This is a genomic window from Nocardioides stalactiti, assembly GCF_014180715.1.
GTDB classification, from domain to species: domain Bacteria; phylum Actinomycetota; class Actinomycetes; order Propionibacteriales; family Nocardioidaceae; genus Nocardioides; species Nocardioides stalactiti.
This window is the reverse complement of sequence record NZ_JACEFC010000013.1, coordinates 1-24349: the sequence shown is the minus strand read 5'-3', so window position 1 is coordinate 24349 and position 24349 is coordinate 1. Positions and strand designations below refer to the sequence as shown.

General features: G+C 71.0%; 24 protein-coding genes. 8 read left to right on the top strand and 16 right to left on the bottom strand.

The annotated features are described in order from the left end of the window. Positions 1-3: 3 nt before the first annotated feature. The gene (locus H0487_RS04380; protein ID WP_183093012.1) at positions 4-156 is read left to right on the top strand and encodes a hypothetical protein; all 153 of its coding nucleotides are present in this window, start codon (positions 4-6) and stop codon (positions 154-156) included. Between the two features lie 36 nt (positions 157-192). Here H0487_RS04380 and H0487_RS04375 read toward each other — a convergent pair whose 3' ends face one another. The 7 genes from H0487_RS04375 to H0487_RS04345 form a co-directional block, all read right to left on the bottom strand. Next, positions 193-984: an alpha/beta hydrolase gene (locus tag H0487_RS04375; RefSeq protein WP_183093011.1), complete on the bottom strand. Its 792-nt coding sequence runs from the start codon at positions 982-984 to the stop codon at positions 193-195. 72 nt (positions 985-1056) lie between these two features. Continuing rightward, complete coding sequence (locus tag H0487_RS04370; protein WP_312855818.1) at positions 1057-2754, bottom strand: DEAD/DEAH box helicase; 1698 nt, start codon at positions 2752-2754, stop codon at positions 1057-1059. 11 nt (positions 2755-2765) lie between these two features. Continuing rightward, positions 2766-3533 (bottom strand): type I methionyl aminopeptidase, encoded by a 768-nt coding sequence (gene map / locus H0487_RS04365; protein WP_183093010.1) that lies wholly within the window; start codon positions 3531-3533, stop codon positions 2766-2768. Between the two features lie 25 nt (positions 3534-3558). Next, positions 3559-4362, bottom strand: coding sequence for an enoyl-CoA hydratase (locus H0487_RS04360; protein ID WP_183093009.1), 804 nt, complete (start codon positions 4360-4362; stop codon positions 3559-3561). Positions 4363-4372: 10 nt separating this feature from the next. Next, complete coding sequence (locus H0487_RS04355) at positions 4373-5536, bottom strand: thiolase family protein (RefSeq protein ID WP_183093008.1); 1164 nt, start codon at positions 5534-5536, stop codon at positions 4373-4375. After that, positions 5536-6591, bottom strand: a complete 1056-nt coding sequence (locus H0487_RS04350; RefSeq protein ID WP_183093007.1) for a thiolase family protein — start codon at positions 6589-6591, stop codon at positions 5536-5538. The genes H0487_RS04355 and H0487_RS04350 overlap by 1 nt, the downstream gene beginning before the upstream one ends. 18 nt (positions 6592-6609) lie before the next feature. After that, positions 6610-7569: a Zn-ribbon domain-containing OB-fold protein gene (locus tag H0487_RS04345; RefSeq protein WP_183093006.1), complete on the bottom strand. Its 960-nt coding sequence runs from the start codon at positions 7567-7569 to the stop codon at positions 6610-6612. A 56-nt stretch (positions 7570-7625) separates the two neighbouring features. Here H0487_RS04345 and H0487_RS04340 point away from each other — a divergent pair, with 56 nt between their 5' ends. After that, a complete protein-coding gene (locus H0487_RS04340; RefSeq protein ID WP_183093005.1) occupies positions 7626-8669 on the top strand; it encodes an LLM class F420-dependent oxidoreductase in 1044 nt (347 codons plus the stop codon). On the opposite strand, the gene H0487_RS04335 is transcribed toward H0487_RS04340, so the two are convergent. After that, on the bottom strand, positions 8666-9070 hold the full coding sequence (locus tag H0487_RS04335; protein ID WP_183093004.1) for a hypothetical protein: 405 nt from the start codon (positions 9068-9070) through the stop codon (positions 8666-8668). The genes H0487_RS04340 and H0487_RS04335 overlap by 4 nt on opposite strands. A 34-nt stretch (positions 9071-9104) precedes the next feature. Between H0487_RS04335 and H0487_RS04330 the strand changes: the two genes are divergently transcribed. Beyond that, the gene (locus tag H0487_RS04330; RefSeq protein WP_183093003.1) at positions 9105-9488 is read left to right on the top strand and encodes a hypothetical protein; all 384 of its coding nucleotides are present in this window, start codon (positions 9105-9107) and stop codon (positions 9486-9488) included. A gap of 39 nt (positions 9489-9527) precedes the next feature. Further along, positions 9528-11141 carry a fatty-acid--CoA ligase FadD8 gene (fadD8, locus tag H0487_RS04325; protein WP_183093002.1) on the top strand — a complete coding sequence of 538 codons (1614 nt, stop codon included), beginning with the start codon at positions 9528-9530 and terminating at the stop codon, positions 11139-11141. Positions 11142-11158: 17 nt separating this feature from the next. Here the strand turns inward: fadD8 and H0487_RS04320 are convergent, their stop codons facing one another. From H0487_RS04320 to H0487_RS04310, 3 genes are read right to left on the bottom strand one after another with little or no spacing between them, the layout of a single operon-like run. Continuing rightward, entirely contained in the window at positions 11159-11824 is a 666-nt protein-coding gene (locus H0487_RS04320) for a type III secretion system chaperone family protein (RefSeq protein WP_183093001.1), read from the bottom strand. Between the two features lie 13 nt (positions 11825-11837). Then, positions 11838-12548, bottom strand: coding sequence for a type III secretion system chaperone family protein (locus H0487_RS04315; RefSeq protein ID WP_183093000.1), 711 nt, complete (start codon positions 12546-12548; stop codon positions 11838-11840). A 19-nt stretch (positions 12549-12567) separates the two neighbouring features. Further along, positions 12568-13392, bottom strand: coding sequence for a crotonase/enoyl-CoA hydratase family protein (locus H0487_RS04310; protein WP_183092999.1), 825 nt, complete (start codon positions 13390-13392; stop codon positions 12568-12570). A gap of 47 nt (positions 13393-13439) precedes the next feature. On the opposite strand from H0487_RS04310, the gene H0487_RS04305 reads away from it, so the two are divergent. From H0487_RS04305 to H0487_RS04295, 3 genes are read left to right on the top strand one after another with little or no spacing between them, the layout of a single operon-like run. Then, complete coding sequence (locus H0487_RS04305; protein WP_183092998.1) at positions 13440-15107, top strand: acyl-CoA synthetase; 1668 nt, start codon at positions 13440-13442, stop codon at positions 15105-15107. Continuing rightward, positions 15107-16213 (top strand): NAD(P)H-dependent flavin oxidoreductase, encoded by a 1107-nt coding sequence (locus H0487_RS04300; RefSeq protein WP_183092997.1) that lies wholly within the window; start codon positions 15107-15109, stop codon positions 16211-16213. Before H0487_RS04305 ends, H0487_RS04300 begins: the two co-directional genes overlap by 1 nt. Position 16214: 1 nt before the next feature. After that, positions 16215-17663, top strand: coding sequence for an LVIVD repeat-containing protein (locus tag H0487_RS04295; RefSeq protein ID WP_183092996.1), 1449 nt, complete (start codon positions 16215-16217; stop codon positions 17661-17663). Here the strand turns inward: H0487_RS04295 and H0487_RS04290 are convergent. Then, positions 17629-19164, bottom strand: a complete 1536-nt coding sequence (locus H0487_RS04290; RefSeq protein ID WP_312855817.1) for an acyl-CoA carboxylase subunit beta — start codon at positions 19162-19164, stop codon at positions 17629-17631. The two genes, H0487_RS04295 and H0487_RS04290, sit on opposite strands and share 35 nt — an antisense overlap. A 74-nt stretch (positions 19165-19238) precedes the next feature. On the opposite strand from H0487_RS04290, the gene H0487_RS04285 reads away from it, so the two are divergent. Then, a complete protein-coding gene (locus tag H0487_RS04285; protein WP_183092995.1) occupies positions 19239-20720 on the top strand; it encodes an LVIVD repeat-containing protein in 1482 nt (493 codons plus the stop codon). Here the strand turns inward: H0487_RS04285 and H0487_RS04280 are convergent. The 4 genes from H0487_RS04280 to H0487_RS04265 all read right to left on the bottom strand — a co-directional run. Further along, positions 20717-21556: a transglutaminase family protein gene (locus H0487_RS04280; RefSeq protein ID WP_183092994.1), complete on the bottom strand. Its 840-nt coding sequence runs from the start codon at positions 21554-21556 to the stop codon at positions 20717-20719. The two genes, H0487_RS04285 and H0487_RS04280, sit on opposite strands and share 4 nt — an antisense overlap. An 8-nt stretch (positions 21557-21564) precedes the next feature. Beyond that, positions 21565-22491, bottom strand: coding sequence for an alpha-E domain-containing protein (locus H0487_RS04275; RefSeq protein WP_183092993.1), 927 nt, complete (start codon positions 22489-22491; stop codon positions 21565-21567). Beyond that, entirely contained in the window at positions 22485-24053 is a 1569-nt protein-coding gene (locus tag H0487_RS04270; RefSeq protein WP_183092992.1) for a circularly permuted type 2 ATP-grasp protein, read from the bottom strand. Before H0487_RS04270 ends, H0487_RS04275 begins: the two co-directional genes overlap by 7 nt. A 66-nt stretch (positions 24054-24119) precedes the next feature. Continuing rightward, on the bottom strand, positions 24120-24349 hold a 230-nt coding region (locus H0487_RS04265; RefSeq protein WP_281370601.1), incomplete at its 5' end, for an acyl-CoA dehydrogenase family protein.

Below are 24349 nucleotides of genomic sequence, written 5' to 3'. Positions count from 1 at the left end.
ACCATGCAGAACGCCGACCTCAACACGGAGCACTTCGCCGGGTTCTCGGAGAACCACTACCAGCACGGCATGCACACCCTAGCCTGGATCTCCCTCTGGCTGATCGTCGGGATCGGCGTCGCCTTCGGGTTGTACGGCTTCTTCGTCGGCCTGTAGCCGACGCCTCCCGACGGGCTCCTGCGCCGTGGGAGCTCAGCGGTGCGGCTCGGTGATCCAGGTCGCCAGCACGTCGGCCACCCTGTCCCAGCCGTCGTCGAGCATCAGGTCGTGCCCGACGCCCTCGAGCACGCCCGGCTCGGTGCTCCACGCGGCAGCGGTCGCCGCGACGTCGTCGCGGGTGAAGATCGCGTCGTCGCCGGCGCCGAGGACGAGCAGCGGGACGTCGACCGGGCGCGGCCTCGGGCGGTCGAGCAGGAGCATGTCGAGGAACGCGCGGTAGGACTCGGCCTGCACCCGCGCGGTTGCGTCGGCGACGATCGCAGCGGGGGTGGCCTCCCGGAAGAACAGTGCGCGCACCTGCTCCGGCGTACGGACGAGCAGGCCGAGGTCCCGCCGCGCGTTCATCCGCAGGAACTGCAGCGGTGCGTGGCGCGCGACGTCGAGCGTGACGCCGACGCACCCGCGCGGGGGCAACGACGCGAGCAGCGCCGCTCCCGAGATCGGTGGTCGTCCGTCGAGCGCGAGGAGGCCCTGGACGACCCCGCCGCCCATCGAGTGCCCGACGACGTACGGCGCATCCAGCGACCCGACGACGTCAGCGACCGCTGCGACGTAGTCCCGGATCCGGAGTCGGTTGAGCCGGTGCCCGGCCGCTGACCCGGCGTGCCCAGGCAGGCTCGGCGCCACGCTCGAGATCCCGTGGTCCGCGAGCCGCTGGGCGAACCCGTCCTGCCAGCACCACGCGCCGTGCCACGCGCCGTGGACGAGCACGACCGTCGCGCGTGGGTCCGCGGCGTCGACGCTGATGATCTCGGCAGGCCGCACGATCGTGGAGCGTAGTCCCGGTTCGTCCTTGACGGGCGAGACCGGCGACGGCCCGCCGCTCGAGGGGCCACCTCAGGCGTCGAGCGAATCCGCCGGCAGCCAGTCGGCACCGAGGAGTCGAGCGACGTCGCCGAGGCCGGTGGTGTCGCTGCCGACGGTGTCGGACGCGGCCGCGATTCGCTCCACCATCACCTTGCCGACCTGCTCCTCGACGGTTCGCTCGGCGTAGGCGATGTGCCACGGAGAGACCTGGTGGTCGCGGTGCGTGCGCCCGGTCACCTGGCGCCCGGCGATGCCCGAGAAGCGAGCCTGGTGGAAGACGCCGACCCGCGGCTCGGTGCTCGCCGAGCGGCCGTCGGCGAGGGTCTCGCCGGCGTGCAAGCTGATCGAGGCGACCGTGGTGAAGACACAGACCTTCGCCTGGCCGGTCTGGAACCGGAGCCGTTCTGCCTCGACGTCGAACCGGTCGCGGCCGTAGATCGTGGCGACCTCGATCCCGGAGTCACGCAGCCGGTCGGCGATGGGATCGGCGGCCGTCGCGACGAACTCGACCGAGCACGCGACCTGACGGTCGGCCTCGACCTGCTGAGCGATCCAGGCGACGGTCGAGTCGACGCGGATCAACCCGGCCTTCTGGCGGAAGCGGAGCAGAGCGGCGCGCCCCTTCGCGACGTTGCGACCGCGCCGCGCGACGTCCATCTCGCGACAGAACTCGCCCCACTCCGCCTCGTACGCGGCGCGCTCCGCCGGCGTCAGCGCCACCGGCATGCCCGAGATCGGTACCGGACCCCACGGCGCCGCCCGGTGCAGCATCGCCGCGGGCCGTACCTCGTCGAGCCAGCCGCGGACGAGCTTGAGGTCCGCGGCGCGGCGCGCCGGATCGGCTGTCCAGGTCGCCCCGTAACGGCCCCGCTCCACGCCGACGCCGTGCCGTTCGAGTGCCGTGGCGAAGTCGGCCCCGGCCTGGGTCGCCGAGGTCCACTCCTGCATCGGCTCGCCGAGCGCCTGCGCATAGGCGGGAGCGAGGTAGGGCAGCTCCAGCGGCGTGTGACCGGGCGTCGCCGTCGTCGCGATGACGAACGGTGCCTTGTCGTGCGGCTTCGCGTGCCCCGAGACCCGTGCCCAGAGCTTCCACCGTTTCGTCGTCGTACGACGCAGCGCGTGGGCCTCGTCGGCGATGATCACGTCCCACGGGTGGTCCTTGACCTTCTCCAGCCGGTCCCAGGTGATCACGACCCACTCGAGGCCCTCGTCGCCCAGTGCCGTGATCGTGCGACACCAGTGGCCGATCGTGATCGCGGCGGGTCGATCGGCGACGACGAGCACCCGGCGGGCGCCACGGAGATCGGCCACCGCGGACGCACCGAGGACCGCCGAGATCGTCTTGCCCACGCCGGGTTCGTCGGCCAGCAGGAACAACCGTCCACCTGCCGCGGCGCGCTCCGCGATCGCGTCGGCCGCCTCGAACTGGATCCGGCGTGGTTCGAGCGGGTCGGTCGGCTCGGGGGCGGGTGCCGGGTCACCGGGGTTGAGGGTGTTCTCGATGAACCGACCGAGGGTGTGCGGCCCCGGCGCGTAGGGCACGAGGAGTGCGGGCAGGGACCGTCCGACGTACAGGTGGGTCTTGACCGCCGGGTGCCAGGAGGCGCCGTCGACCTGCGTCCCGTAGGGCACGTCGAGCACCCACACCCGCTCGCCGGGACCGGCGGCCGGCAACGGCCGCGGCGACGCCGTCCGCCGCCGAGCCCCGGTTCGTCGACGGCTGGTCACCCGCGGACGCTTCAGTCCCGCGCGGTGAGGACGATCGGGTCGCCGTCGGTGATCGCGACGGTGTGCTCGACGTGGGCGCCGCGGGAGCCGTCGGCGCTGCGGATCGTCCAGCCGTCGGGGTCGAAGCGGATCTCGTCGGTGGTGTGGAGGAACCACGGCTCGATCGCGATGACCAGGCCCGGGCGGAGCTTGAGGCCGCGGCCGGCCTGACCGTCGTTGGGGACGTGCGGGTCGCCGTGCATGGTGCGGCCGACGCCGTGGCCGCCGAACTGGAGGTTGACCTTGAGGCCGGCCTCGTGGGCGACCGAGCCGATGGCGAACGAGATGTCGCCGAGCCGGTTGCCGGAGCGGGCCGCGGCGATACCGGCGTCGAGTGCCTTCTGCGCAACGCCGATCAGGCGCAGGTCCTCGTCCCTCGGGGTGCCGACGACCACCGAGAGCGCCGAGTCGGAGACCCAGCCGTCGACGGAGGCGGCGAAGTCGACCGAGAGGAGGTCGCCGTCCTGGAGCACGTAGTCGAACGGCAGCCCGTGCAGGACCGCGTCGTTGACCGAGGTGCAGAGCACCTTGCCGAACGGCATCGCGCCGAACGACGGGTGGTAGTCGATGTAGCAGGAGGTGGCGCCGGCGTCCTTGATCATCCGGTGCGCGAGCTCGTCGAGCTCGAGCAGGTTGACCCCGACCGCAGCCTTCTCCGACAACGCCTTGATGACCGAGGCGACGAACCGCCCCGCAGGACGCATCTGCTCGATCTGGGTCGGGGTGCGGAGCTCGATCACGCGCCCAGCCTACGTCCGGGACGGCTCAGTCGAGGAACCGCGGGGAGCGCTTCTCCTTGCGCGCCACGATCGCCTCCTCGAAGTTCTTCGTGAGGAGACGCACGAGCAGCTGACCCACGCCCTCGGCGTGCATGTGCTGCTCGAGGCTGGCGGCGTCGAGGCTGTCCTGGAGGGTGCGCTTCGTGAGCTCGACACCGGGCCGGCTCCACCGGGTGATGGACGCGGCGGTCTCGAGTGCGGAGTCCAGGAGCTGGTCATCCGGTACGACGCGCGAGACCAAGCCGATCGTCGCGGCCTCGGTGGCGTGGAGGTCGCGGCCGGTCAGCATGATCTCCGCGGCCCGGGACGAGCCGATCGCGCGGGGGAGCAGGTAGCTCAGGCCCAGCTCGCTCGCCGTCAGGCCGTTGTTGATGCCGGCCGCCCGGAAGAACGCCGACTCCGCCGCGACCCGGATGTCGCAGGCCAGCGCCAGGCACAGCCCGCCGCCGATCGCCGGCCCGTTGACGGCGGCGATCACCGGCTGGTGGAGCTTGCGCAGGGTGACGATGATCTCGTCGAGCAGCTCCATGGCCCGCAGGGCGATGGTGACGCCGGTCAGACCCGTCGTGTTGGGCATCCCGCCACGCTCGCCGCTCTGGTCGGCGCCGGAGCAGAAGCCGCGGCCGGCGCCGGTCAGGATGACGACGCGCACCTCGTTGTCGTCACCGAGGCGACGCAGCTCGTCGCGGAACGGCACCATGACGTCGAACGCCATGGAGTTCATCCGCTCGGGGCGGTTGAGGGTGACGATCGCGACGTCGCCGCGGCGCTCGACCTCGACGAAGCTCATCAGCGGCCCATCAGTTCGTCGGCTTCTCGGAGCCGACGACCCACATGGCGAAGAACTGCGCCCCGCCGCCGTAGGCGTGGCCGAGGGCTCGCCGCGCACCGTCGACCTGGTGCTCGCCGGCCGCACCGCGGACCTGGAGGGCGGCCTCGCCGAAGCGGAGCATGCCGGAGGCGCCGATCGGGTTGGACGAGAGCACGCCGCCGCTCATGTTGATGGGGAGCTTGCCGCCGATCGCGGTCTCGCCGGACTCGGTGAGCTTCCAGCCGTCGCCCTCTGCCGTGAAGCCCAGGTTCTCGATCCACATCGGCTCGAACCACGAGAACGGCACGTAGATCTCCGCGCAGTCGATCTCCTCGAGCGGGTTGGTGATGCCGGCCTGCTTCCACAGGGCGGCGGCCGCGTCCCGGCCGGCCTGCGGGTTGACCTGGTCGCGCTCGGCAGCCGTGGTGGCCTCCGACCGCATCACCGTGCCGTGGATCCAGGCCGGGTTCGGCGAGGACTTGGCGGTGTCCTCGTCGACGATGACCAGGGCGCACGCGCCGTCGCTGGAGGGGCAGGTCTCGTCGTACCGGATCGGGTCCCACAGCATCTGGGACGCGAGCACCGACTCGACCGTCGTGCCCTCGTTGTGGAGGTGCGCGTAGGGGTTCTTCAACGCGTTGTTGCGGTCCTTCGCAGCCACGATGGCGCCGATGTGCGTCGGCGCCTGCGAGCGACGGATGTAGGACCGGACGTGCGGCGCGAAGTAGCCGCCGGCGCCGGCGTGGACCGGCATGTTGAACGGCAGCGGTACCGAGAGCGCCCACATGGCGTTGGACTCGGACTGCTTCTCGTAGGCGACGGTCAGCACCCGCTTGTGGACGCCGGCCTGGACCAGCGACGACGCGACGATGGCGGTCGAGCCGCCGACGGAGCCGGCCGTGTGGACGCGCAGCAGCGGCTTGCCGGCCGCGCCGAGCGCCTCGGCGAGGAAGAGCTCGGGCATCATCACGCCCTCGAACAGGTCGGGCGCCTTGCCGACGACGATCGCGTCGATGTCGTCGAGCGTCAGGTTCGCGTCGAGGAGCGCGCGGTCGATCGCCTCCCGGCACAGGCCGGCCATCGAGACGTCCTTGCGCTGGGCGCGGTGGTGCGTCTGGCCGACGCCGATGATCGCTGCAGGCTGCTTGCCCATCAGTTGTTCTTCCCTTCCAGGGTGCAGACGAGGTTCTGCTGCAGGGCGGGGCCGCTGGTGGCGTGGGCGAGGGTCTTGTCCGCCTCGCCCGACCAGATCTTCTTGGCCGCCTCGCCGACGCGGATCCCTCCGCCGGAGAACATCGGGTTGCTGGTGAGCGCGCCGCCCGACGGGTTGATCGCGACGTCGGCACCCAGGCCGAGCTCCTTGCGGAGGATCAGCTCCTGGTGGCTGAAGGGGGCGTGCAGCTCGGCGACCTCGACGCCGCCGAGGTCGAGCGCAGCGCCCGCGCGCTGGGCCGACGGCGACCGGGTCAGGTCGCGGACGCCCATGCCCATCGGGTCGATGGAGTGGGAGATGCCGGTCAGCCAGGCGGGACGCTCGCGGACCTCGCGGGCCTTGTCGCCGGCCGCGAGGACGAGCGCTGCCACGCCGTCGGTGACGGGGGAGCAGTCGTGCTTGCGCAGCGGGTCGGCGTACATCGGGCGCGCGAGCAGCTCCTCGACCGAGGAACCGCCCTTGCGGATCGAGTACTCGTTCTTCTCCGCATCGGTGAGCGACCGGTTGGCGACCTCGGCCATCGCGCGCTCGTCCCAGGCCCCGGCGTCGATGCCGGCGCGGGCCTGGAGGCCGGCGAGCGACACGGTGTCGGGCCACAGCGGCGTCATCGTGTACGGCTCCAGCTGGAGTGCGAGGGTACGGCGCAGGACGCCGGCCGAGCTCTTTCCGAAGGCGTAGACGAGGGCGGTGTCGACCTCGCCGGTCTGGATCTTGATCCAGGCCTCGTACATGGCCCACGCCAGGTCCATCTCGACGTGCGACTCGTTGACCGGCGGGATGACGCCGATGGCGTCGACTGCCTGGACGAAGGAGAACGACCGGCCGGCGAGGTAGTCCGACGAGCCGGAGCACCAGAACCCGACGTCCTTGCGGGTCCAGCCGGTCTGCTCGTAGAGCTCCTTGAACGCGGGCACGAGGAGCTCAACACAGGTCGGGGACCCGTCGAACTCGGGCATCTGTCGCTGGGCGAACCCGACGACGGCGACGTCACGCATCTGTCTCTCGTCTCCCTCTCAGAGGTGCTGCTTGTAGGTGTCGAAGTCGGCGTCGGGGTCGCCGGTGGGAGCGAAGTGGTCGATGTTCTCCAGGGAGTACGCCCACTCGTCCTCGGGCTTCCAGACGGCCTTGACCCGCATGCCCATCCGGACCTCGTCGGCGGGGACGCCGAGGATGAGGTGCAGCACGGCGATGTCGGCACCGTCCAGGAGGACGTAGGCCGAGACGTACGGCGGGGTGATCTTCTGACCGAGGAACGGCACGTTCACGATGCAGAACGTCGTGATGGTGCCGGTCTGGGAGAGCTCGACCTCCTCAGCGGTCGGTGTGCCGTCGGCGGGGCAGGCGCTCCGCGGCGGGACGTAGACCTTCTGGCAGGTGGGGCAGCGCTGGCCCATGATCCGGCCCTCGTTGAGGCCCCGGTAGAACAGCGACTCCTCGGGCGAGGCCGCGTAGTCGTAGTCCAGCGAGACGGTGGTGATGACTCCCTCGACGGCTTCGTCGGACGCGGCGGCCGGCGCCGTCGCAGCGGCCTCGCCGGGTGCGAGCGGCTCGAAGCAGAGGATGTCGTTGATGTGGCCGACCCGCTCGGCGGCCCAGCGGACGCGGACCCGCATGCCGGTGCTGACCTCGGCGGGCGAGGAGACGTCGAGGGCGTGCAGGAGCGGCACGTCGGCGCCGTCCAGCGTGACGAGCGCGAACGCGAACGGCCGGTCGAACGGCTGGTGCTTCACCGGCTCGGGCACCCAGGTCCAGGACGTGACCGTGCCGACGGAGGAGACCTCGACGAACTCGGTCGTCGCCTCGTGGGTGACGGGGTCGAACTCCAGCGGGGGTACGACGACCTGGCCGGTCGAGGTGCGCCCGCCGACGACGATGCCGTCGCGGAGACCGGTGAGGAAGCGGCCGACGACGGGGCCGGTAGAACGCGTGTAGTCGAAGGCGACCGTCACCGGCGCTTGCAAGGTGCGACTCATGGGCGAAAGTGAAACACGTTCTAGTTTCGGCATCAAGTAGTGGCATGCTGTGTCTCATGAAGCTTGGACTGCAGCTGGGGTACTGGGGCGCGCAGCCCCCGCAGGGTGTCGGCGAGGTCGTCGCCGCGGCGGAAGAGGCCGGATTCGACGCGATCTTCACCGCCGAGGCGTGGGGGAGTGACGCGTTCACCCCCCTCGCGTGGTGGGGCAAGGACACCTCGCGGGTCCGCCTCGGGACGTCGATCGTCCAGATGTCGGGTCGGGCGCCGACGTCGATCGCCATGCACGCGCTCACGCTCGACCACCTCACCGGCGGTCGCCTCATCCTCGGCATGGGCGTCAGCGGACCGCAGGTCGTCGAGGGCTGGTACGGCCAGCCGTTCGCCAAGCCGCTCGCGCGGACCCGCGAGGTCGTCGACATCATCCGCAAGGTCCTCGCCCGCGAGGCGCCGGTCACCAACGACGGCCCGCACTACCCGCTTCCGTTCAACGGCCCGGGCTCCGTCGGCCTCGGGAAGCCGCTCAAGCCGATCGTCCACCCGCTCCGCGCCGACATCCCGATCTGGCTCGGCGCCGAGGGGCCCAAGAACGTCGCGCAGACCGCCGAGATCGCCGACGGCTGGATCCCGATCTTCTACACGCCCAAGAGCGCCGGCATGTACCAGCCGTGGCTCGACGAGGGCTTCGCCCGGCCGGGCGCCCGTCGTACGCGGGAGACCTTCGAGATCGCCGCGACCTGCCACCTCCAGGTGACGACCAGCGAGGAGGAGCGGCGAGCCGTCATCAACGGCATGAAGCCCGTCATCGCGCTCTACATGGGCGGCATGGGCGCCAAGGACCAGAACTTCCACAAGAACGTCTTCGAGCGGATGGGCTACGCCGCCATCACCGACCAGGTCCAGGAGCTGTTCCTCGCGCAGAAGCGGGAGGAGGCGACCGCGCTGATCCCCGACGACCTGGTCGAGGAGATGCACATCGTCGGCGACGCGTCCTACGTCAAGGAGCGGGTGGCGGCCTGGGAGGAGACCGGCGTGACCACGCTGCTCCTCAGCTGCCGCAGCGCCGACGAGGTGCGCAGCGTCGCGGAGCTCCTCGCCTAGGAGTCCAGACCCTCGGGGTGGTGGAGCAGCCCGTCCGGATCGAGCCGCGGCGGCACGTGGGCGAGGGCGGTCTGCACCAGCAGCGTGCGCGCCTTGACCAGCACGGCGCGCCGTACCCGGCCGAGGTCGTCGCCGACCTGGTCCTCGACGACCCGGCGCACCTGGTCGGCCGTGTACGACGGCCGGGTGCCGGCTGCGACCTCGACGTCCGGCAGGGCGACGAGGACGGGCAGGACCTGGCTCCCCAGGCCGTCCAGGAGCTGGAAGCGCTGGTAGCGGGTCAGCTCCTCCCAGGCGGCGTCCGGGTCGAGCCGGCGCTTGCGCGCGGCCTTGCCGTTCGCGTGCACGGACTTGGCCACGCCGGTGAGAGCCGCGGTCAGCTCGTGCTCGGTGAATCGCATGTCGTCAGCATGACGTGTCGGCTAGCGTGCGGGCATGTTGCGGTCCCCGCACGAGAACGTGGCCACCGTCCTGGTGGACCCGCGCCTGCTGGAGGACCTCGAGCTCGAGCTGATGGAGCTCGACCTCCGGCTCTGGCCCGTCGCGACCGCGCCGATCTGCGTCGACGGCCCCCGGCACGCGTTCCAGGTGCGGCGCACACTCCTGATGAGGCAGCGGGGTGCGTGGGACGTGGCAGCCGCCTGGACGCCGGTGTGGATCAGCTTCGGCGACTCGTGGCGCAACGGCGCCGAGCCGTTGCCCTGGGCGGCGCACCAGACCCTGTGGCGGACTCTCGAGGCCCATGGCGACCAGGTTCGCTACCACCGTCGGCTCGGGGGCGTCGCACCGCTGGCCGTTCCGTTGGAGGAAGCCGGGTAGTGGTTGCCCCGCACTAGAACACGTTCTAGTCTTGCGCCCATGACGGACGACTCCCTGCGACTCGGTGCACACAACGGCCACCTGATGGTGGCTGCCCTCAAGCGACACAAGGACCGCCCGGTGATCCACCTGGGCGACGTGACGCTGACGGGCGGACAGGTCGCGGAGCGGATCAGCCAGTACGTGCAGGCCTTCGAGTCGCTCGGCGCCGGCACCGGCGCGCCGGGCGCGCTGCTCGCGCTCAACCGGCCCGAGGTGCTGTTCATCCTCGGTGCGGGCCAGACCCAGGGCTACCAGCGCACGTCGCTGCACCCGCTCGGGTCGGCCGACGACCACGCCTACGTCATCAACGACGCCGGCATCACCACCCTGATCATCGACCCGTACTTCGAGGCGCGCGCCCTCGAGCTGCTCGACAAGTGCCCCGGCCTCAAGCAGGTCCTCACCATCGGCCCGGTCCCGGAGTCCCTCGCGGCGGTCGGCTCGGACCTGACCGCGGTCGCCGCGACCTTCGACCCGGTGCCGCTCGAGGCCCGCCTGCTGGCCCCCGACCACATCGTGTCCCTCGTCTACACCGGCGGTACGACGGGCAAGCCCAAGGGCGTCATCGGCACCGTCGGTGCGATGAACACCATGAGCCAGGTCCAGCTCGCCGAGTGGGAGTGGCCGGACAACCCGCGCTTCCTGATGTGCACCCCGCTGTCCCACGCGGGTGCCGCGTTCTTCGTGCCCAACGTCCTCAAGGGCGGCACCCTCTTCGTCTCCGCGCGGTTCGACCCGGCCGAGGTGCTGGCGACCATCGAGGAGAAGAAGATCAACTCGCTCATGGTCGTCCCGACGATGCTGTACGCGCTCATGGACCACCCGGACTCGCACACCCGTGACCTGTCCTCGCTCGAGACCGTCTACTACGGCGCGTCGGCGATCAACCCGGTCCGCCTCAAGGAGGCGATCGAGCGGTTCGGCCCGATCTTCGCGCAGTACTACGGCCAGTCCGAGGCGCCGATGGCGATCACCTACTTCGCGAAGGGCGACCACGTCGACGCCGACGGCAAGCCGATCGAGAAGCGGCTCACGTCCTGCGGTCGCCCCGCTGCCTTCATCCGGACGGCGCTGCTCGGCGAGGACGGCCAGCCTGTCCCGCAGGGCGAGCCGGGGGAGATCTGCGTCGCCGGTCCGCTGCTCACCGGCGGCTACTGGCAGCTGCCCGACCAGACCGCGGAGACGTTCCGGGACGGCTGGATGCACACCGGTGACGTGGCGCGTGAGGACGAGGACGGCTTCTGGTACATCGTGGACCGCACCAAGGACATGATCGTCACCGGCGGCTTCAACATCTTCCCGCGTGAGGTCGAGGACGTCGTCGCCGAGCACCCCTTGGTCGCCCAGGTCGGCGTCATCGGCACGCCGCACGAGAAGTTCGGCGAGGCGGTCACCGCGATCGTCGTGCTGCGCCCCGATGCCCCGACCGACGAGGCCTCGATCGCGACCATGACCGAGGAGATCAAGGCGGCGGTCAAGGAGCGCAAGGGCTCCGTGCACGTGCCGAAGGACGTCATCGTCTCCGACGCGCTGCCGCTGACCGCGCTGGGCAAGCCGGACAAGAAGGCGCTGCGGGCGCAGTACTGGACGGGCGAGCGCTCCGTCGGCTGACGCGTCGCGGACGGCCGTCAGCGGGGCTGGTCGCCGACCTCGCGGCCGACCACGCCCGCGAGAGCGTCGAGCAGCGCCACGATCTCCTCGGGTTCCTGCACCCAGCCGCGGAGGCGGGCGCTCTCTCCCACCAACAGGATCGCGCCGGACTCGGTGAGGAAGGTCAGGGTCGACGAGGCCCGCAGCAGGTCGATGAGCGGCCGCTGGAGCCGCTCGGCAACGAGGGGGTCGCTGCTGACGATCACGAAGTTCGGGTCGGCGGACGGCACGGCGTGCAGGCCCTCGGCGGGAGGTCGCTTCGGCTTGAAGGGGTTGAAGACCTCGAAGTGGATCCGGATCGTCGGGAGGTCGTGCGCGATCGGGCCGATCATCGCGACCGCGTAGGCCCAGGATCCCTCGCCACTGCCTTCGTCGAAGCCGAACAAGCGAACGTCGCGGCCCCGGTGGACCCACGAGACCACGTCGTACGTCCAGCCCGACCGGCCGCCGAAGGGCGGCGAGGAGAGCCGTGCTCGGAGCTCCTTGTCCTTCTTGGCGTAGCTCCACCCGCGCTCCGCGACGCGCTCCCGGAGGGCGCGGCGCTCCCTCGCAGCGTCGACCGACGGCTTCACCAGGCCGAAGTAGGCCCAGAGTGAGATGGCCAGGATCACCAGCAGGCTCGGGACGTCCCAGATCGTGTTCATGCCGATCGCCCGATCACCGGGGAGGCTCCTGGAGCAGCCGTGCCCGGACGTGCTCGGGGACGCGGTCGAGCACCGCGTCCATGAAGTGGAGCTTGGCCTCGACCTCCTGGGGTGAGTGCTGGCCCTCGCGGATCACGAGCATCGCGCCGCCCTCGAAGCGCCAGGCCAGCTCCGGGTGGTGGAGCGCGACCTGGACGACGTCGGGACCCAGCAGGTCCCGGGCGAAGTCGGCGGACGGGGAGGAGACGGTGAAGGTCTGGTCGAAGAGCAGGTCGCCGACCTCGACGTCACGACCGGTGACGGCGTTGACCAACCAGCCGAACGTGGTCGTCGGGACGACCGAGAGGCCCGGGGTCGGCAGGCCGAGGGTGAGCACGACGACCGAGTAGAAGTGGTGCTTCGTGCTCCTGCTCTTGCCGCTGCCGGAGGTCGTGGTGAACTCGTGGTCGAACGCGAGGAACTCCCGGCCCTCGTGCCGGCCACGGAACACGTTGTTGGCGGCCTGGCCCTGGCCGCGCCCGAACGGCGGGCCAGCGAACCGGCCGACGAGGGTCGGGTCGCTCGGGACGAAGCCCCACTCGCGCTGCACGGCGTACCCCGACATCGCGGTCATCCGCTCCGCGGCCCGCTTCCGGGCCCGCGCCGTGGACACGCCGGCCCAGACGAAGACGCCCCCGATCAGCCCGACGGCGAACAGGACTCCTAGGACGTCGTCGGGCTGCATCCTCGGAAATTAGCGGGGGTCAGCGCCCCTTGAACTCGGGTTGGCGCTTTTCGAGGAACGCACGCGGGCCCTCCTTGGCGTCGTCGGAGGAGAAGACCGCAGCGCCGACGCGGGCGTCGTCCTTCCAGCAGTCCTCCTCGTGCTTGCCCTCGGAGTCGCGCATCGTCTTGAGGATCGCCTGGACGGCGAGCGGACCGTTGGCGGCGATCTTGTCGGCGATCTCGTCCGCCTTCGCCAGCGCATCGCCGTCCGGCACGACGTGGCCGATGAGGCCCAGTTCCTTGGCCTCCGGCGCCCCGAGGGTGCGGCCGGTGAGGAGCAGCTCGGCGGCGACGGTGTAGGGGATCTGGCGGGGGAGCCGGACCGCGGAGCCGCCCATCGGGTAGAGGCTCCAGCGGGCCTCGGCCACGCCGAACTTCGCCGACTCGCCGGCCACCCGGATGTCGGTGCCCTGAAGGATCTCGGTGCCGCCCGCGATGGCCGGGCCCTCGACGGCCGCGATCAGCGGCTTGGTGAGGCGGAAGCCCTTGAGCAGGCCCTTGATGACGGTCGGGTCGTACTCGCCGGACTCGAAGCTCTCGGACGGGGGCTTCTCGTTGGCGGCCTTGAGGTCCATGCCTGCGCAGAAGTAGCCGCCGGCGCCGGTGAGGATGCACACGCGGATCTCGGGGTCCTCGTTGACCCGGTCCCAGGCGGACTCCATGATCCGCAGCATCTCCGAGGACAGCGCGTTGCGTCGCTCGGGCCGGTTCATGGTGACGATCAGCTTGTGACCGTCCTGCTCGACGAGGCAGTCGGGAGTGGTGCGGGGCTGCGCTTCCTGGGAGGCGTCCGTGGTCGTCATACGAACCACGCTAGCGAAAAAGTGAAACGTGTTCTAGTCTCGGAGACGTGGCCTTGAACATCGCTGACCTCTTCGAGCACGCCGTCGACGTAGCCCCCGAGAAGCCCGCCGTCCAGGTCGGGGACCGGAAGATCACGTACGCCGAGCTCGAGTCCGAGTCCAACAAGCTCGCCCACTTCCTGGCCGCCGAAGGCATCGGCGCCGGCGACCACGTGGGCCTCTACGCCAAGAACAGCATCGAGCACGTCATCGCCCTGATGGCGGTCCTGAAGATCCGCGCCGTCGGGGTCAACGTCAACTACCGGTACGTCGCCGGCGAGCTCGACTACATCTTCGACAACGCCGACCTCAAGGGTCTCGTCTTCGACCGGGTCTACGCCGACCTGGTGGCCGAGGTGTCCCCGAAGCACCAGCAGCTGACGACGTTCGTCGGGCTCCCGGACCCCATCGACGTCGACGACGACTCCGACGTCACCCGCTTCGGCGGCGTGATGCTGGCCGAGGCCGTCGCCGGTCAGAGCGACGCCCGTGACTTCGGTGAGCGCAGCCCCGACGACCTCCACATCATCTACACGGGCGGCACCACCGGTTACCCGAAGGGCGTCATGTGGCGTCATGAGGACTTCTGGCGCGTGCTCGGCGGTGGCATCGACTTCATGACCGGTGAGCCGCTCGAGGAGTATGACCAGTCCAAGAAGGCACTCCAGGACAGCCTGGTCACCTTCCCCCTCAGCCCGCTCATGCACGGTGGGGCCCAGGCGTCGCTGCTCATGCACCTGTTCGCCGGCCAGAACACGATCCTCGAGCCGAAGTTCGACCCGGTGCGGACCTGGGAGGTCGTGGACCGGGAGGGCGTCCAGATGCTCTTCATGACCGGCGACGCGATGGCCCGCCCGCTCATCGAGGCCTACGAGGCCGGCAACTACAGCGGGCAGACGCTGTTCGCGATCTCCTCGAGCGCCGCGATCTTCTCCAAGGCGATCAAGGAGCGGTGGATGGCGAAGTTCCCCAACGCCGTCTTCACCGACTCGGTCGGCTCCTCGGAGACCGGCTTCCAGGGCACCGGCCTCCAGGACGCCAGCGCGCTGTCGACCGATGGTCCGGTCGTGGGGATCCCCGCGACGACCGTCATCCTCGACGACGACAACAACCTGCTCGACCCGGTGAAGGATGTCGGGAAGGTCGGCCGCACCGCCCGCTCGGGCAACGTCCCGGTGGGCTACTACAAGGACCCCGAGAAGTCGGCCAAGACGTTCATCGAGATCGACGGCGTCCGGTACTCGATCCCGGGCGACCTCGCCCGGATCGAGGAGGGCAACCGGATCACGTTGCTCGGCCGCGGCTCCAACTGCGTGAACACCGGGGGCGAGAAGGTCTTCCCCGAAGAGGTCGAGATGGCGATCAAGGGCCACCCGTCCGTCTACGACGTGCTGGTGGTGGGCCTCCCCGACGAGAAGTACGGCCAGACCGTCGCCGCGGTCGTCCAGCCCCGCGAGGGCCAGAAGGTGGAGCTCGAGGAGCTGCGCACCTTCCTGCGCGCTCACCTGTCCGGCTACAAGCTGCCCCGCGTGCTGACGATCGTGGACGAGATCCCGCGCAACGCCACCGGCAAGGCGCAGTACCCCGCGGCCAAGGACCTGGCGCTGAGCGCCCAGCAGGCCGGCACCGCCCAGTCCCTCGACAGCACGACCACGACCGACGGAGCCCACGCCTGATGCGCACCAACCTCTGCGACGCCTTCGGCATCGAGTACCCGATCTTCGCCTTCACCCCGTCCGAGCACGTCGCGGCCGCCGTGTCGCGCGCCGGTGGGCTCGGTGTGCTCGGCTGCGTCCGCTTCAACGACGCCGAGGAGCTCGACAAGGTCCTCGACTGGATGGACGACAACACCGACGGCAAGCCGTACGGCGTCGACGTCGTGATGCCGATGAAGATCCCGACCGAGGGCACCTCGACCGACCTGTCGACGTACATCCCGGACGACCACAAGAAGTGGGTCGACGAGACGCTCCTCAAGCTCGGTGTCCCGCCGCTCCCCGAGGGCGAGGGTCGCGAGGGCGTCCTCGGCTGGCTGCACTCGATGGCCCGCTCGCACGTGGACGTGGCGCTCCAGCACCGGCCGGTGCTCATCGCCAACGCGCTCGGAACCCCGCCGAACGACGTCGTGGAGCAGTGCCAGGCGGCCGGGCTCAAGGTCGCCGCGCTCGCCGGTGCCCCGAAGCACGCCGTCAGCCACGTCGCCAACGGCGTCGACATCATCATCGCCCAGGGCTACGAGGCGGGCGGCCACACCGGCGAGATCGCCTCGATGGTGCTCACGCCCGACATCGTCGACGCGGTCGGCCCCGACGTGCCGGTCCTCGGTGCGGGCGGCATCGGCTCGGGTCGGCAGATCGCTGCCTCGCTCGGGCTCGGCGCCCAGGGCGTGTGGACCGGGTCGATCTGGCTGGGCACCGAGGAGTACCGCAACCTCGCGAGCAACCAGGGCTGGGAGACGGCGTTCCTGCGGGCGACGTCCTCCGACACGGTCCGGACCCGGGTCTACACCGGCAAGCCGGCCCGTCTCCTCAAGACGAAGTGGACGGAGGCCTGGAACGAGGAGGGCGCACCGGCGCCGCTGCCGATGCCGCTCCAGAACCTGCTGGTCTCCGACGCCCACAACCGGATCAACGCCTCGGGTGACCCCGACGTGATCTCGATGCCGGTCGGCCAGATCGTCGGCCGGATGAACGAGGTCCGACCGGTCGCCGAGGTGATGGCGGACCTGGTCTCGGAGTTCGAGGCCACCGTGAAGAAGCTCAACGGGATCGCCGGACTCTGACGTGAGGACGTCCCCGGCCGCCGGGTGGCGCCAGCTGACCGTCGCCTGCCTCGCGGCCGGTGCGGTCGTCGCCGGCGGGGTCGTCGCCGCGGTCGGCGGCGAGGAGGCCCTGGCGCCCGCCGTCCCCGTGACGGCGTGCGCGCCCGGCTCGTTGCCGGAGACCGACCTCCAGGGCCGGGTGCCCGCCGCCGACCACGCGTCGGGCCGGGCCGCCCAGGGCTACACCTGCAACACCGCACCGGTCGGTCAGCACGGCAAGACCGGTGGCTTCAAGACCTTGCGTTACACCGACGCACGGGGCCGCACCTGCGCGTTCTACGACTCGACGCGGATGTTCCCCACCGACGTGGTGACCAACCTGCTCAACGGCAACGGGCTGGGCGTCGTCGTCCTCGACATGACCAACCCGGCGAAGCCTCTCAAGACCGCCAACCTGATCACCCCGGCGATGCTGAGCCCCCACGAGTCGCTCCTGGTCAACGAGAAGCGCGGCCTGCTCGTCGCGGTGATGGGCAACGTCCTCACCGCCCCCGGCATCCTCGACATCTACGACATCAAGAACGACTGCCGGAGGCCCCGGCTGCTGTCGTCGACCCCGTCGGCGCTGTTCGGCCACGAGAGCGGGTTGTCCCCGGACGGCCGAACGTTCTGGTCGACCGGCTCGGTCGGCTTCAACCTGACCGCGGTGGACATCACCGAGCCGCGGCTGCCCCGCCCGATCTTCACCAAGACCGGCGTGATCTACCACGGCATCCGGCTCGCCGACGACGGCAACACGATGTACGTCGCCAACATGGGCACGTTCAACCAGAACGCTGTCCTGGACGCGCCGAGCCTGCGGGTCTACGACGTGTCCGACGTGCAGGCCAGGCGACCGAGCCCGGCGATCAGGCTCCTCGGCGAGACCACCTGGGCCGAGGCGTCCATCCCGCAGGTCGCCGAGCCGTTCACCCGCGGCGGCCGCAAGTACGTGCTCGAGGTCGACGAGTTCAGCGACCTCTTCGGCGACGGCTTCACCTTCCGCACCGACGGCCCGGTCGGCGCGGCCCGGATCATCGACGTGACCGACCCGACGTCGCCGTACGTCGTCTCCGGCCTGCGGCTGCAGGTGCACCAGCCCGAGAACCGCACCGAGGAGCTGTTCGCCGACCCCGGTGCCAGCAGTCCGCTCGGCGGCTACTCCGCCCATTACTGCTCGGTGCCGACCCGCGACAACCCGCGGATCGTGGCCTGCTCGATGATCGGGTCCGGGCTCCGGCTGTTCGACATCCGGGACCTCGAGAACCCGCGCGAGATCGGCTACTTCAACAAGCCGGGCACCGGTGGCAGCAACGCGTTGTCGCAGCCGGCGTGGGACGTCGCCCGGTCGATGGTGTGGTTCACCGACGCCAGCAGCGGCTTCTACGCGGTGCGCCTCAACGGCGCGGCTCGGGCGCTGCTGCCCCGTTGACCCGCCGCAGGGTCAGGGCGATCAGCGCGCGCGTCTCGGCGGGATCGACGACATCGTCGATCTCGTGGAGGCGGGCGGCGTTGAGCGCCTTGGCCTGGTCGCGATAGCTCGCGGTGAGCTCGGCGACGGTGCGCTCGCGCTCGTCCTCCGGCATCGCCGCCAGCTCCTTGGCCAGGGCCAGCCGGACGGCGCCCTCGAGCCCCATCGCGCCGAGGTGGGCGCCCGGCCAGGCGAGCGTCAGCAGGGGCTGGTGGGTGCTGCCGCCGAGCATCGCCTGGGCGCCGAGCCCGTAGCCCCGGCGCAGCACGACCCCCACGAGCGGGACGGTCAGCCGGGCGCCGGCGGTGACCATCCGCGACGCGTGCCGGACCAGGCCGGTCCGCTCGGCATCGGGGCCAACCATGAACCCGGGCGTGTCGACGAGCGAGACGACCGGGACGCGCCAGCGCTCGCAGAGCTCGAGGAAGTCCGCGCCCTTCACCGACGCGTCGCTGGTGATCGCCCCGGCCAGGTGGGTCGACTGGTTGGCGACCACGCCGACCGGGATCCCCTCGATCCGCACCAGAGCGGTGACGAGCTCGGGGGCGAACTCCTCACGCAGCCACAGCACGCTGTCCTCGTCGGCGAGCCCCTCGACGACCGGGCGGACGTCGAAGCCCTCCCGGTCGTTCTCGGGGAGCAGGTCCCGCAGGGCCGTGCCGTCGGGCGCCGGCCCGGGCGCACCCGGTCCGCGGAGGTAGCCGAGGAGCTGGCGGACGACGGCCACCGCCTCCGCCTCGTCCGCCACGACGACATCGAGGACGCCGTTGGCACTCTGCTCCGCGACGGGGCCGATCTCCTCCGGGGCGAACTCGCCGAGCCCGCCGCCGGAGATCATCGCCGGCCCGGCCATGCCGAGGTTGGCGTCCGGCGTCGCGATCCGGAGGTCGGCGCAACCGGCGATGACGGCGTTGCCGGCGAAGCAACGACCGGACACGACGGCGATCTTGGGCACGTCGAGCGCGCCCCACAGCGCGAAGAGGTCGAGGTCGAGCGCGGACACCAGGGGGATGTCGACGTCGCCCGGACGCCCGCCACCGCCCTCGGTGAAGAAGACGGCGGGCAGCCGCATCCGTCGTGCCGTGTCGACCAGACGGTCGGTCTTGCGGTGCCCGCGCATGCCCTGGGTCCCGGCGAGCACGAGGTAGTCGTACGACATCACGGTGCACGGCTGGCCGTCGACGTCCGCCGTCCCGCCGACGATCCCGTCGGCCGGCGTGTTGACGACGAGGTCGGCGAGGTCGCGCCGCTGCTCCTGGGCCGCCGTGACGAAGCGGCCGTACTCGACGAACGTCCCGGGGTCGACGAGGTCGGCCAGGTTCTCCCGCGCCGTTCGACGGCCGCGTGCGTGCCAGCGCTCGACCTTCTCGGGACGTGCGGCGTCGGTAGTGAGGAACCGGCGGGCGAGCAGCTCGGTGAGGCCGTCGGCCGCGGGTTCGAGGGTCTCGTCAGGTGCGGTCACCCGGCCAAGACTGCCGTGTTCCCTCGCTGACCGGCTGGTTGACACGCGCCCTTCACCTGTGGTCGCGTGAGCGCGTGCAGGGGAGGGAGGACCGGCCGCGCCCGTGGCGCCGCCTGGTCGTGACGGCGTTCGCCGTGGGAGCGGTGGCAGCCGGGACCATCGTGGCGGAGGCGATCGAGGACGAGCCGCACGTCGCTCGTCCCGTGCCGGAGGCCGACTGCGGCCCGGGGTCGCGACCCGAGACCGGGCTCCAGGGCCGCGTGCCCAAGGCCGACTACGAGTCGGGGCGCGCGGAGCGGGGCTACTTGTGCAACACCCGGACGGTCGGGCACTCCGGCAAGTCGGGCGGTTTCAAGACCCTGCGCTACGTCGACGACAGCGGCCGGGTCTGTGCCTACTACGACTCCAACCCGATCGCGCCCCGCGACATCCTCGGCGGGATGCTCGAGGACGGGCTCGGGGTGGTCGCACTCGACATGAGCGACCCGAGGAAGCCCCGCCGGACCGCCAACCTGATCACGCCGGCGATGCTCGCCCCGCACGAGTCGCTGCTGGTCCACCAGGGGCGCGGCCTGCTGATGGCCGGGATGGGCACGGCGGCGACCGCGCCCGGTTTCGTCGACATCTACGACGTCTCGCAGGACTGCCGCCATCCGCGCCTGCTGTCGACGACCCCGTCCGCGCTGTTCGGTCATGAGAGCGGCCTGTCCCCGGACGGTCGGACGTTCTGGGTGGCCGGCGCGGCCGGCGGCAACCTGGTCGCCCTCGACATCGCCGACCCGCGACGTCCGCGCATCGTGTTCAGCAAGTTCGGGGTGATCTACCACGGGCTGCGGTTCTCCCCCGACGGCGACACGATGTACGTCGCCAACATCGGATCGCCGGGGGCGGGCGGGATCCTGGACGGCGGCGGCCTGCGGATCTACGACGTCTCCGAGGTCCACGCGCGGACGCCCGACCCCGAGGTGCGACTGCTGTCGGAGCTCACCTGGCCCGAGGTGTCGATCCCGCAGTCGGCCGAGCCGTTCTCGGTCGGCGGCCGCGACTACGTGCTCGAGACGGACGAGTTCATCGACCTCGCCAGCTTCGAGTCGATCGGCCGGTTCCGCACCGCTCCGGTCGGGGCCGCCCGGATCATCGACGTGACCAACCCCCGGCGCCCGGAGATCGTCTCCGACATCCGGCTGCAGGTGCACGAGCCCCGCAACCGGACCGACGCGCTCTTCCGTGACCCGGGCAACGTGTCCCCGGCCCAGGGTTACGCCGCCCACTACTGCTCGGTCCCGACCCGCAAGAACCCCGGCCTGGTGGCCTGCTCGATGATCCTGTCGGGCCTGCGGGTGTTCGATGTCCGCGACCCCGAGCGCCCGCGCGAGGTCGCCTACTTCAACCGGCCGACGCCACCCCGGGTCGGGGTCGTGCCCGAGGCCGGCTCCTACGCGATGTCGCGCCCGGCGTGGGACGTGCGGAACCAACAGATCTGGTACACCGACGTGCACACCGGTTTCTGGGTGGTCAAGCTCACCAACGGTGTCGGTCGGCTGCTCGGCCGCTAGGCCTGCCGGGTGACCGTCACCTCCACGAACATGCGTGACGTCCCGGCGCCGGTGTAGACGCCGCTGAGCGGCCGGACGTCCCCGTAGTCGCGGCCGGTGGCGACGGAGACGTGGCGCTCCCCGGGCGGCTGGTCGTTGGTGGGGTCGAAGGCGTGCCAGCCCTGGTCCCACCACTCGACCCACGCGTGCGACTCGCCGTGGGTCTCCTCGCCGACCACCGGGTCGTGGCGGGGGAGGAGGTAGCCGGACACGTAGCGGCTGGGAATCCCGGCACTGCGGAGCGCGCCGGTGGCCAGGTGGGCGAAGTCCTGGCACACGCCGCTGCGCTGCTGCCAGGCCGTCGCTGCCCGGGCGTGCACGTCCGTCGCGCCCCTGCGGTACTCGACCTCGTCGTGGATCGTGCGGCACACCTCACGCGCGACCTCGGCCGGGGTGCCGCTGTCGGCGGCCAGCCGGTGCACCCGCTCGGCGAGGTCGGCGGGTGGGCGGACCCGGTCGTCGGCGACGAGGAACTCGGCGAGGTCGTCGGTCACCCGGGGGTCGCGCAGCTCCTCCCAGGAGTCGCTGGTCCGCCGGGGGCTCGTCTCGTGCGTGCGGACGGTCGAGGTGGCGGTGACCGTCAGCTCGCGGTGCGGGTCGAGCACCTCGAACGCGGTGACCATGGTGCCCCAGTAGTCGCGGTAGGTCTGGGCCCACGGGTGCGGCTGCACGTCGACCCGGGAGTGCAGGACCGACTGGGACGCGTCGTTCTGGGGCGTCATCCGTGCTTCGTTGTACGACGCGCTGACGAGCCCGCCGTACTCGAAGCCGGTGACGTGGACGATCCTGAGCTGCACGCTGCCTCCTACTCCCGTGTCCCGTGCCAGGCGAGGGCCTCGGAGCCCGCGAAGAAGCGCCGGGTGATCGCCTGGGTCGTGTCCCCGCACGCGCGCTGGAAGTGGTCCATCGCGCCCGGCAGGTCTGCCACCAGGTCGGTGATCGATCGGTACTCGAGCTCGGCGCGGGCACGCCCCAGCAACCGTTGCGCGTCGCTCTCGAACCCGGTGCGGAGCGCCTGGGACTCGAGGTTGGACAGGCACTGCTCCGCCCGGTTGAGCGCGAAGAGGACGGAGCCGGGGAAGAGCCGGTCGAGGAGCAGGAACTCCACGACCTCGCGATCGATCTCCATCCCGCGTCGCGCTCGGAGGAAGGCCTCGTGGGCGCCGCAGGCTCGCAGGGTGGTCGTCCAGGCGTGTCCGGGTGAGAGCGCGGCGCTGGCGAGCAACCGTGCGGTCATGTCGGCCCGCTCCAGGTTGCGACCCAGGACGAGGAACTGCCAGCCCTCGTCGCGGGTCATCGTCGCGTCGGCGGTGCCGTTGATGAGCGCTGCCTGGTCGCGCACCCAGCGCAGGCCGCGCTCGGGCCGCATCGCGCGGAACGATCCCGCACCGATCGCTCGGTAGGTCGTGTTGATGGAGACCCAGAGCGGCTCCGACAGGGTCTCGCGGGCGCGGCGGGCGCTCTCCCGGGCAGCCTGGAGCGAGGAGGCGATCGACTCCGGCGTCGTGAGGTCGTAGGCGAGCAGCTCGACGAGCCGGGTGGTGTCGAGCTCGACTCCTGCTGGGGCCTGAGCCCCCATGATGGAGAGCACGGCCCGGCACGTCGTCGGGACCACCACACCAGGGTCCTCGAGCATGAGCTGGGTCTGGACGTCGAGGATGCGGGCTGTGTCGTCAGCGCGCTCGATGTAGCGGCCGATCCAGAAGAGCGACTCGGCGATCCGGCTCAGCATGAGCGCCCCTGCTGCTGCTGGTCCTGCTGGAGCGTGAGGTCGCGGAGCGCGGGTCCGGCCACCTGGGGCGAGGGTGAGTCGGGAGCCGCGGCGGGCATCGGTAGCGGCGGCGGCTCGGTGACTCGACCGGGACGAGCCAGCACCCAGGTGTCCTTCGAGCCACCGCCCCGCGAGGAGTTGACGATCAGCTCTCCCTCGGGAAGCGCGACCCGGGTCAGACCGCCGGGCAGCACCCACACCCGGTCGCCGTCGTTCACCGCGAACGGGCGCAGGTCGACGTGCCGTGGGCGCATCGCGCCGTCGGCGAAGGTCGGCACTGTCGACAGCGCCACCACGGGCTGGGCGATCCAGGCGCGAGGACGTTCCAGGATGGCCGCGCGCAGCTGGTGGAGCTCGGTCGACGACGCGGCGGGGCCGATGACGATCCCCTTCCCGCCTGACCCGTCGACCGGCTTGAGGACGAGCTCGTCGAGCCGGTCCAGCACCTCCTCGCGGGCGTCGGGATCGTCGAGCCGCCAGGTGTCGACGTTGGGCAGCACCGGCTCCTCGGCCAGGTAGTACCGGATCAGGTCGGGAACATAGGTGTAGAGGAGCTTGTCGTCGGCGATCCCGTTGCCGATCGCGTTGGCGAGGGTGACGTTGCCCGCGCGGGACGCGTTGACCAGTCCGGGGCAGCCGAGCATCGAGTCGGCGCGGAACTGCACCGGGTCCAGGAACTCGTCGTCGACGCGACGATAGATGACGTGGACCGGCTCGAGCCCGTGCGTGGTGCGCATCAGGACGCGTCCGCGTCGGCACTCCAGGTCGCGCCCCTCGACGAGCTCGACGCCCATCGTGCGTGCGAGGAGCGCGTGCTCGAAGTAGGCGCTGTTGAAGACGCCCGGGGTGAGGACGACCACAGTGGGGTCGGACACGCCGGCCGGAGCCGCTGCGCGCAACGCGGCCAACAGCCGTTGGGGGTAGTTGGCGACGGGCCGGATCCGGTGTTCCGACATCGCCTCCGGCAGCGCGGAGCCGATCGCCCGGCGGTTCGTCATGACGTAGGACACCCCGGACGGGACCCGGACGTTGTCCTCCAGGACGCGGAACCGACCCTCGTCGTCGCGCACGAGGTCGATGCCTGCGACGTGGCAGCGCACGCCGTTGGCGGGGAGGACCCCGGCTGCTTCGCGGTGGTAGGCGCCCGAGGAGACCACCACCTCCTTGGGGACCACGCCGTCGGTGAACACCTGTCCGGCGTCGTAGGCGTCGGACAGGAAGGCTTCGAGGGCGCGCACCCGTTGCTGCACGCCGGCGTCCACCTCCGCCCACACATCGGCGGTGATCACCCGCGGGACGATGTCGATCGGGAAGGCCCGCTCCTCACCCCCGATGTCGAAGGTGACGCCCTGGTCCAGGTAGGACATCGCGAGCGCGTCGATCCGGGCCCGTAGGTCGGCACCGTCGAGCGCGTCCAGCGACTTGCGCAGCGTGTGGTACTCCGGCCGTACGAGCGCACCGTCGTGCATCTCGTCGTACGTGCCGGTGCCGGCCCGATGTGCCCACTCCACCGCCGATTCCATGGCGGAAGGATAGGACGTCCGTGTCACGCGACGGTTTCGTCGGGGTGACAGGGGCGAACGATCGACTCAGACGGCGGCGAAGCTCCTGCCGATCGCGAGAGCCTGGTCGGTCGCGCCGCCGAAGAGGAACTCGAAGCGCTTCGCCGTCGTGAAGTAGCGGTGCGCCTCGCCGTCGAGGTCGATGCCGACGCCGCCGTGCACGTGGACCGTCGTGTGCGCCAGCTTGTGACCGGTGTCGGCGGCCCAGAGCTTGGCGACGGCGACCTCGGTCGCCGCCGGCAGGCCCTCCTCGAGCC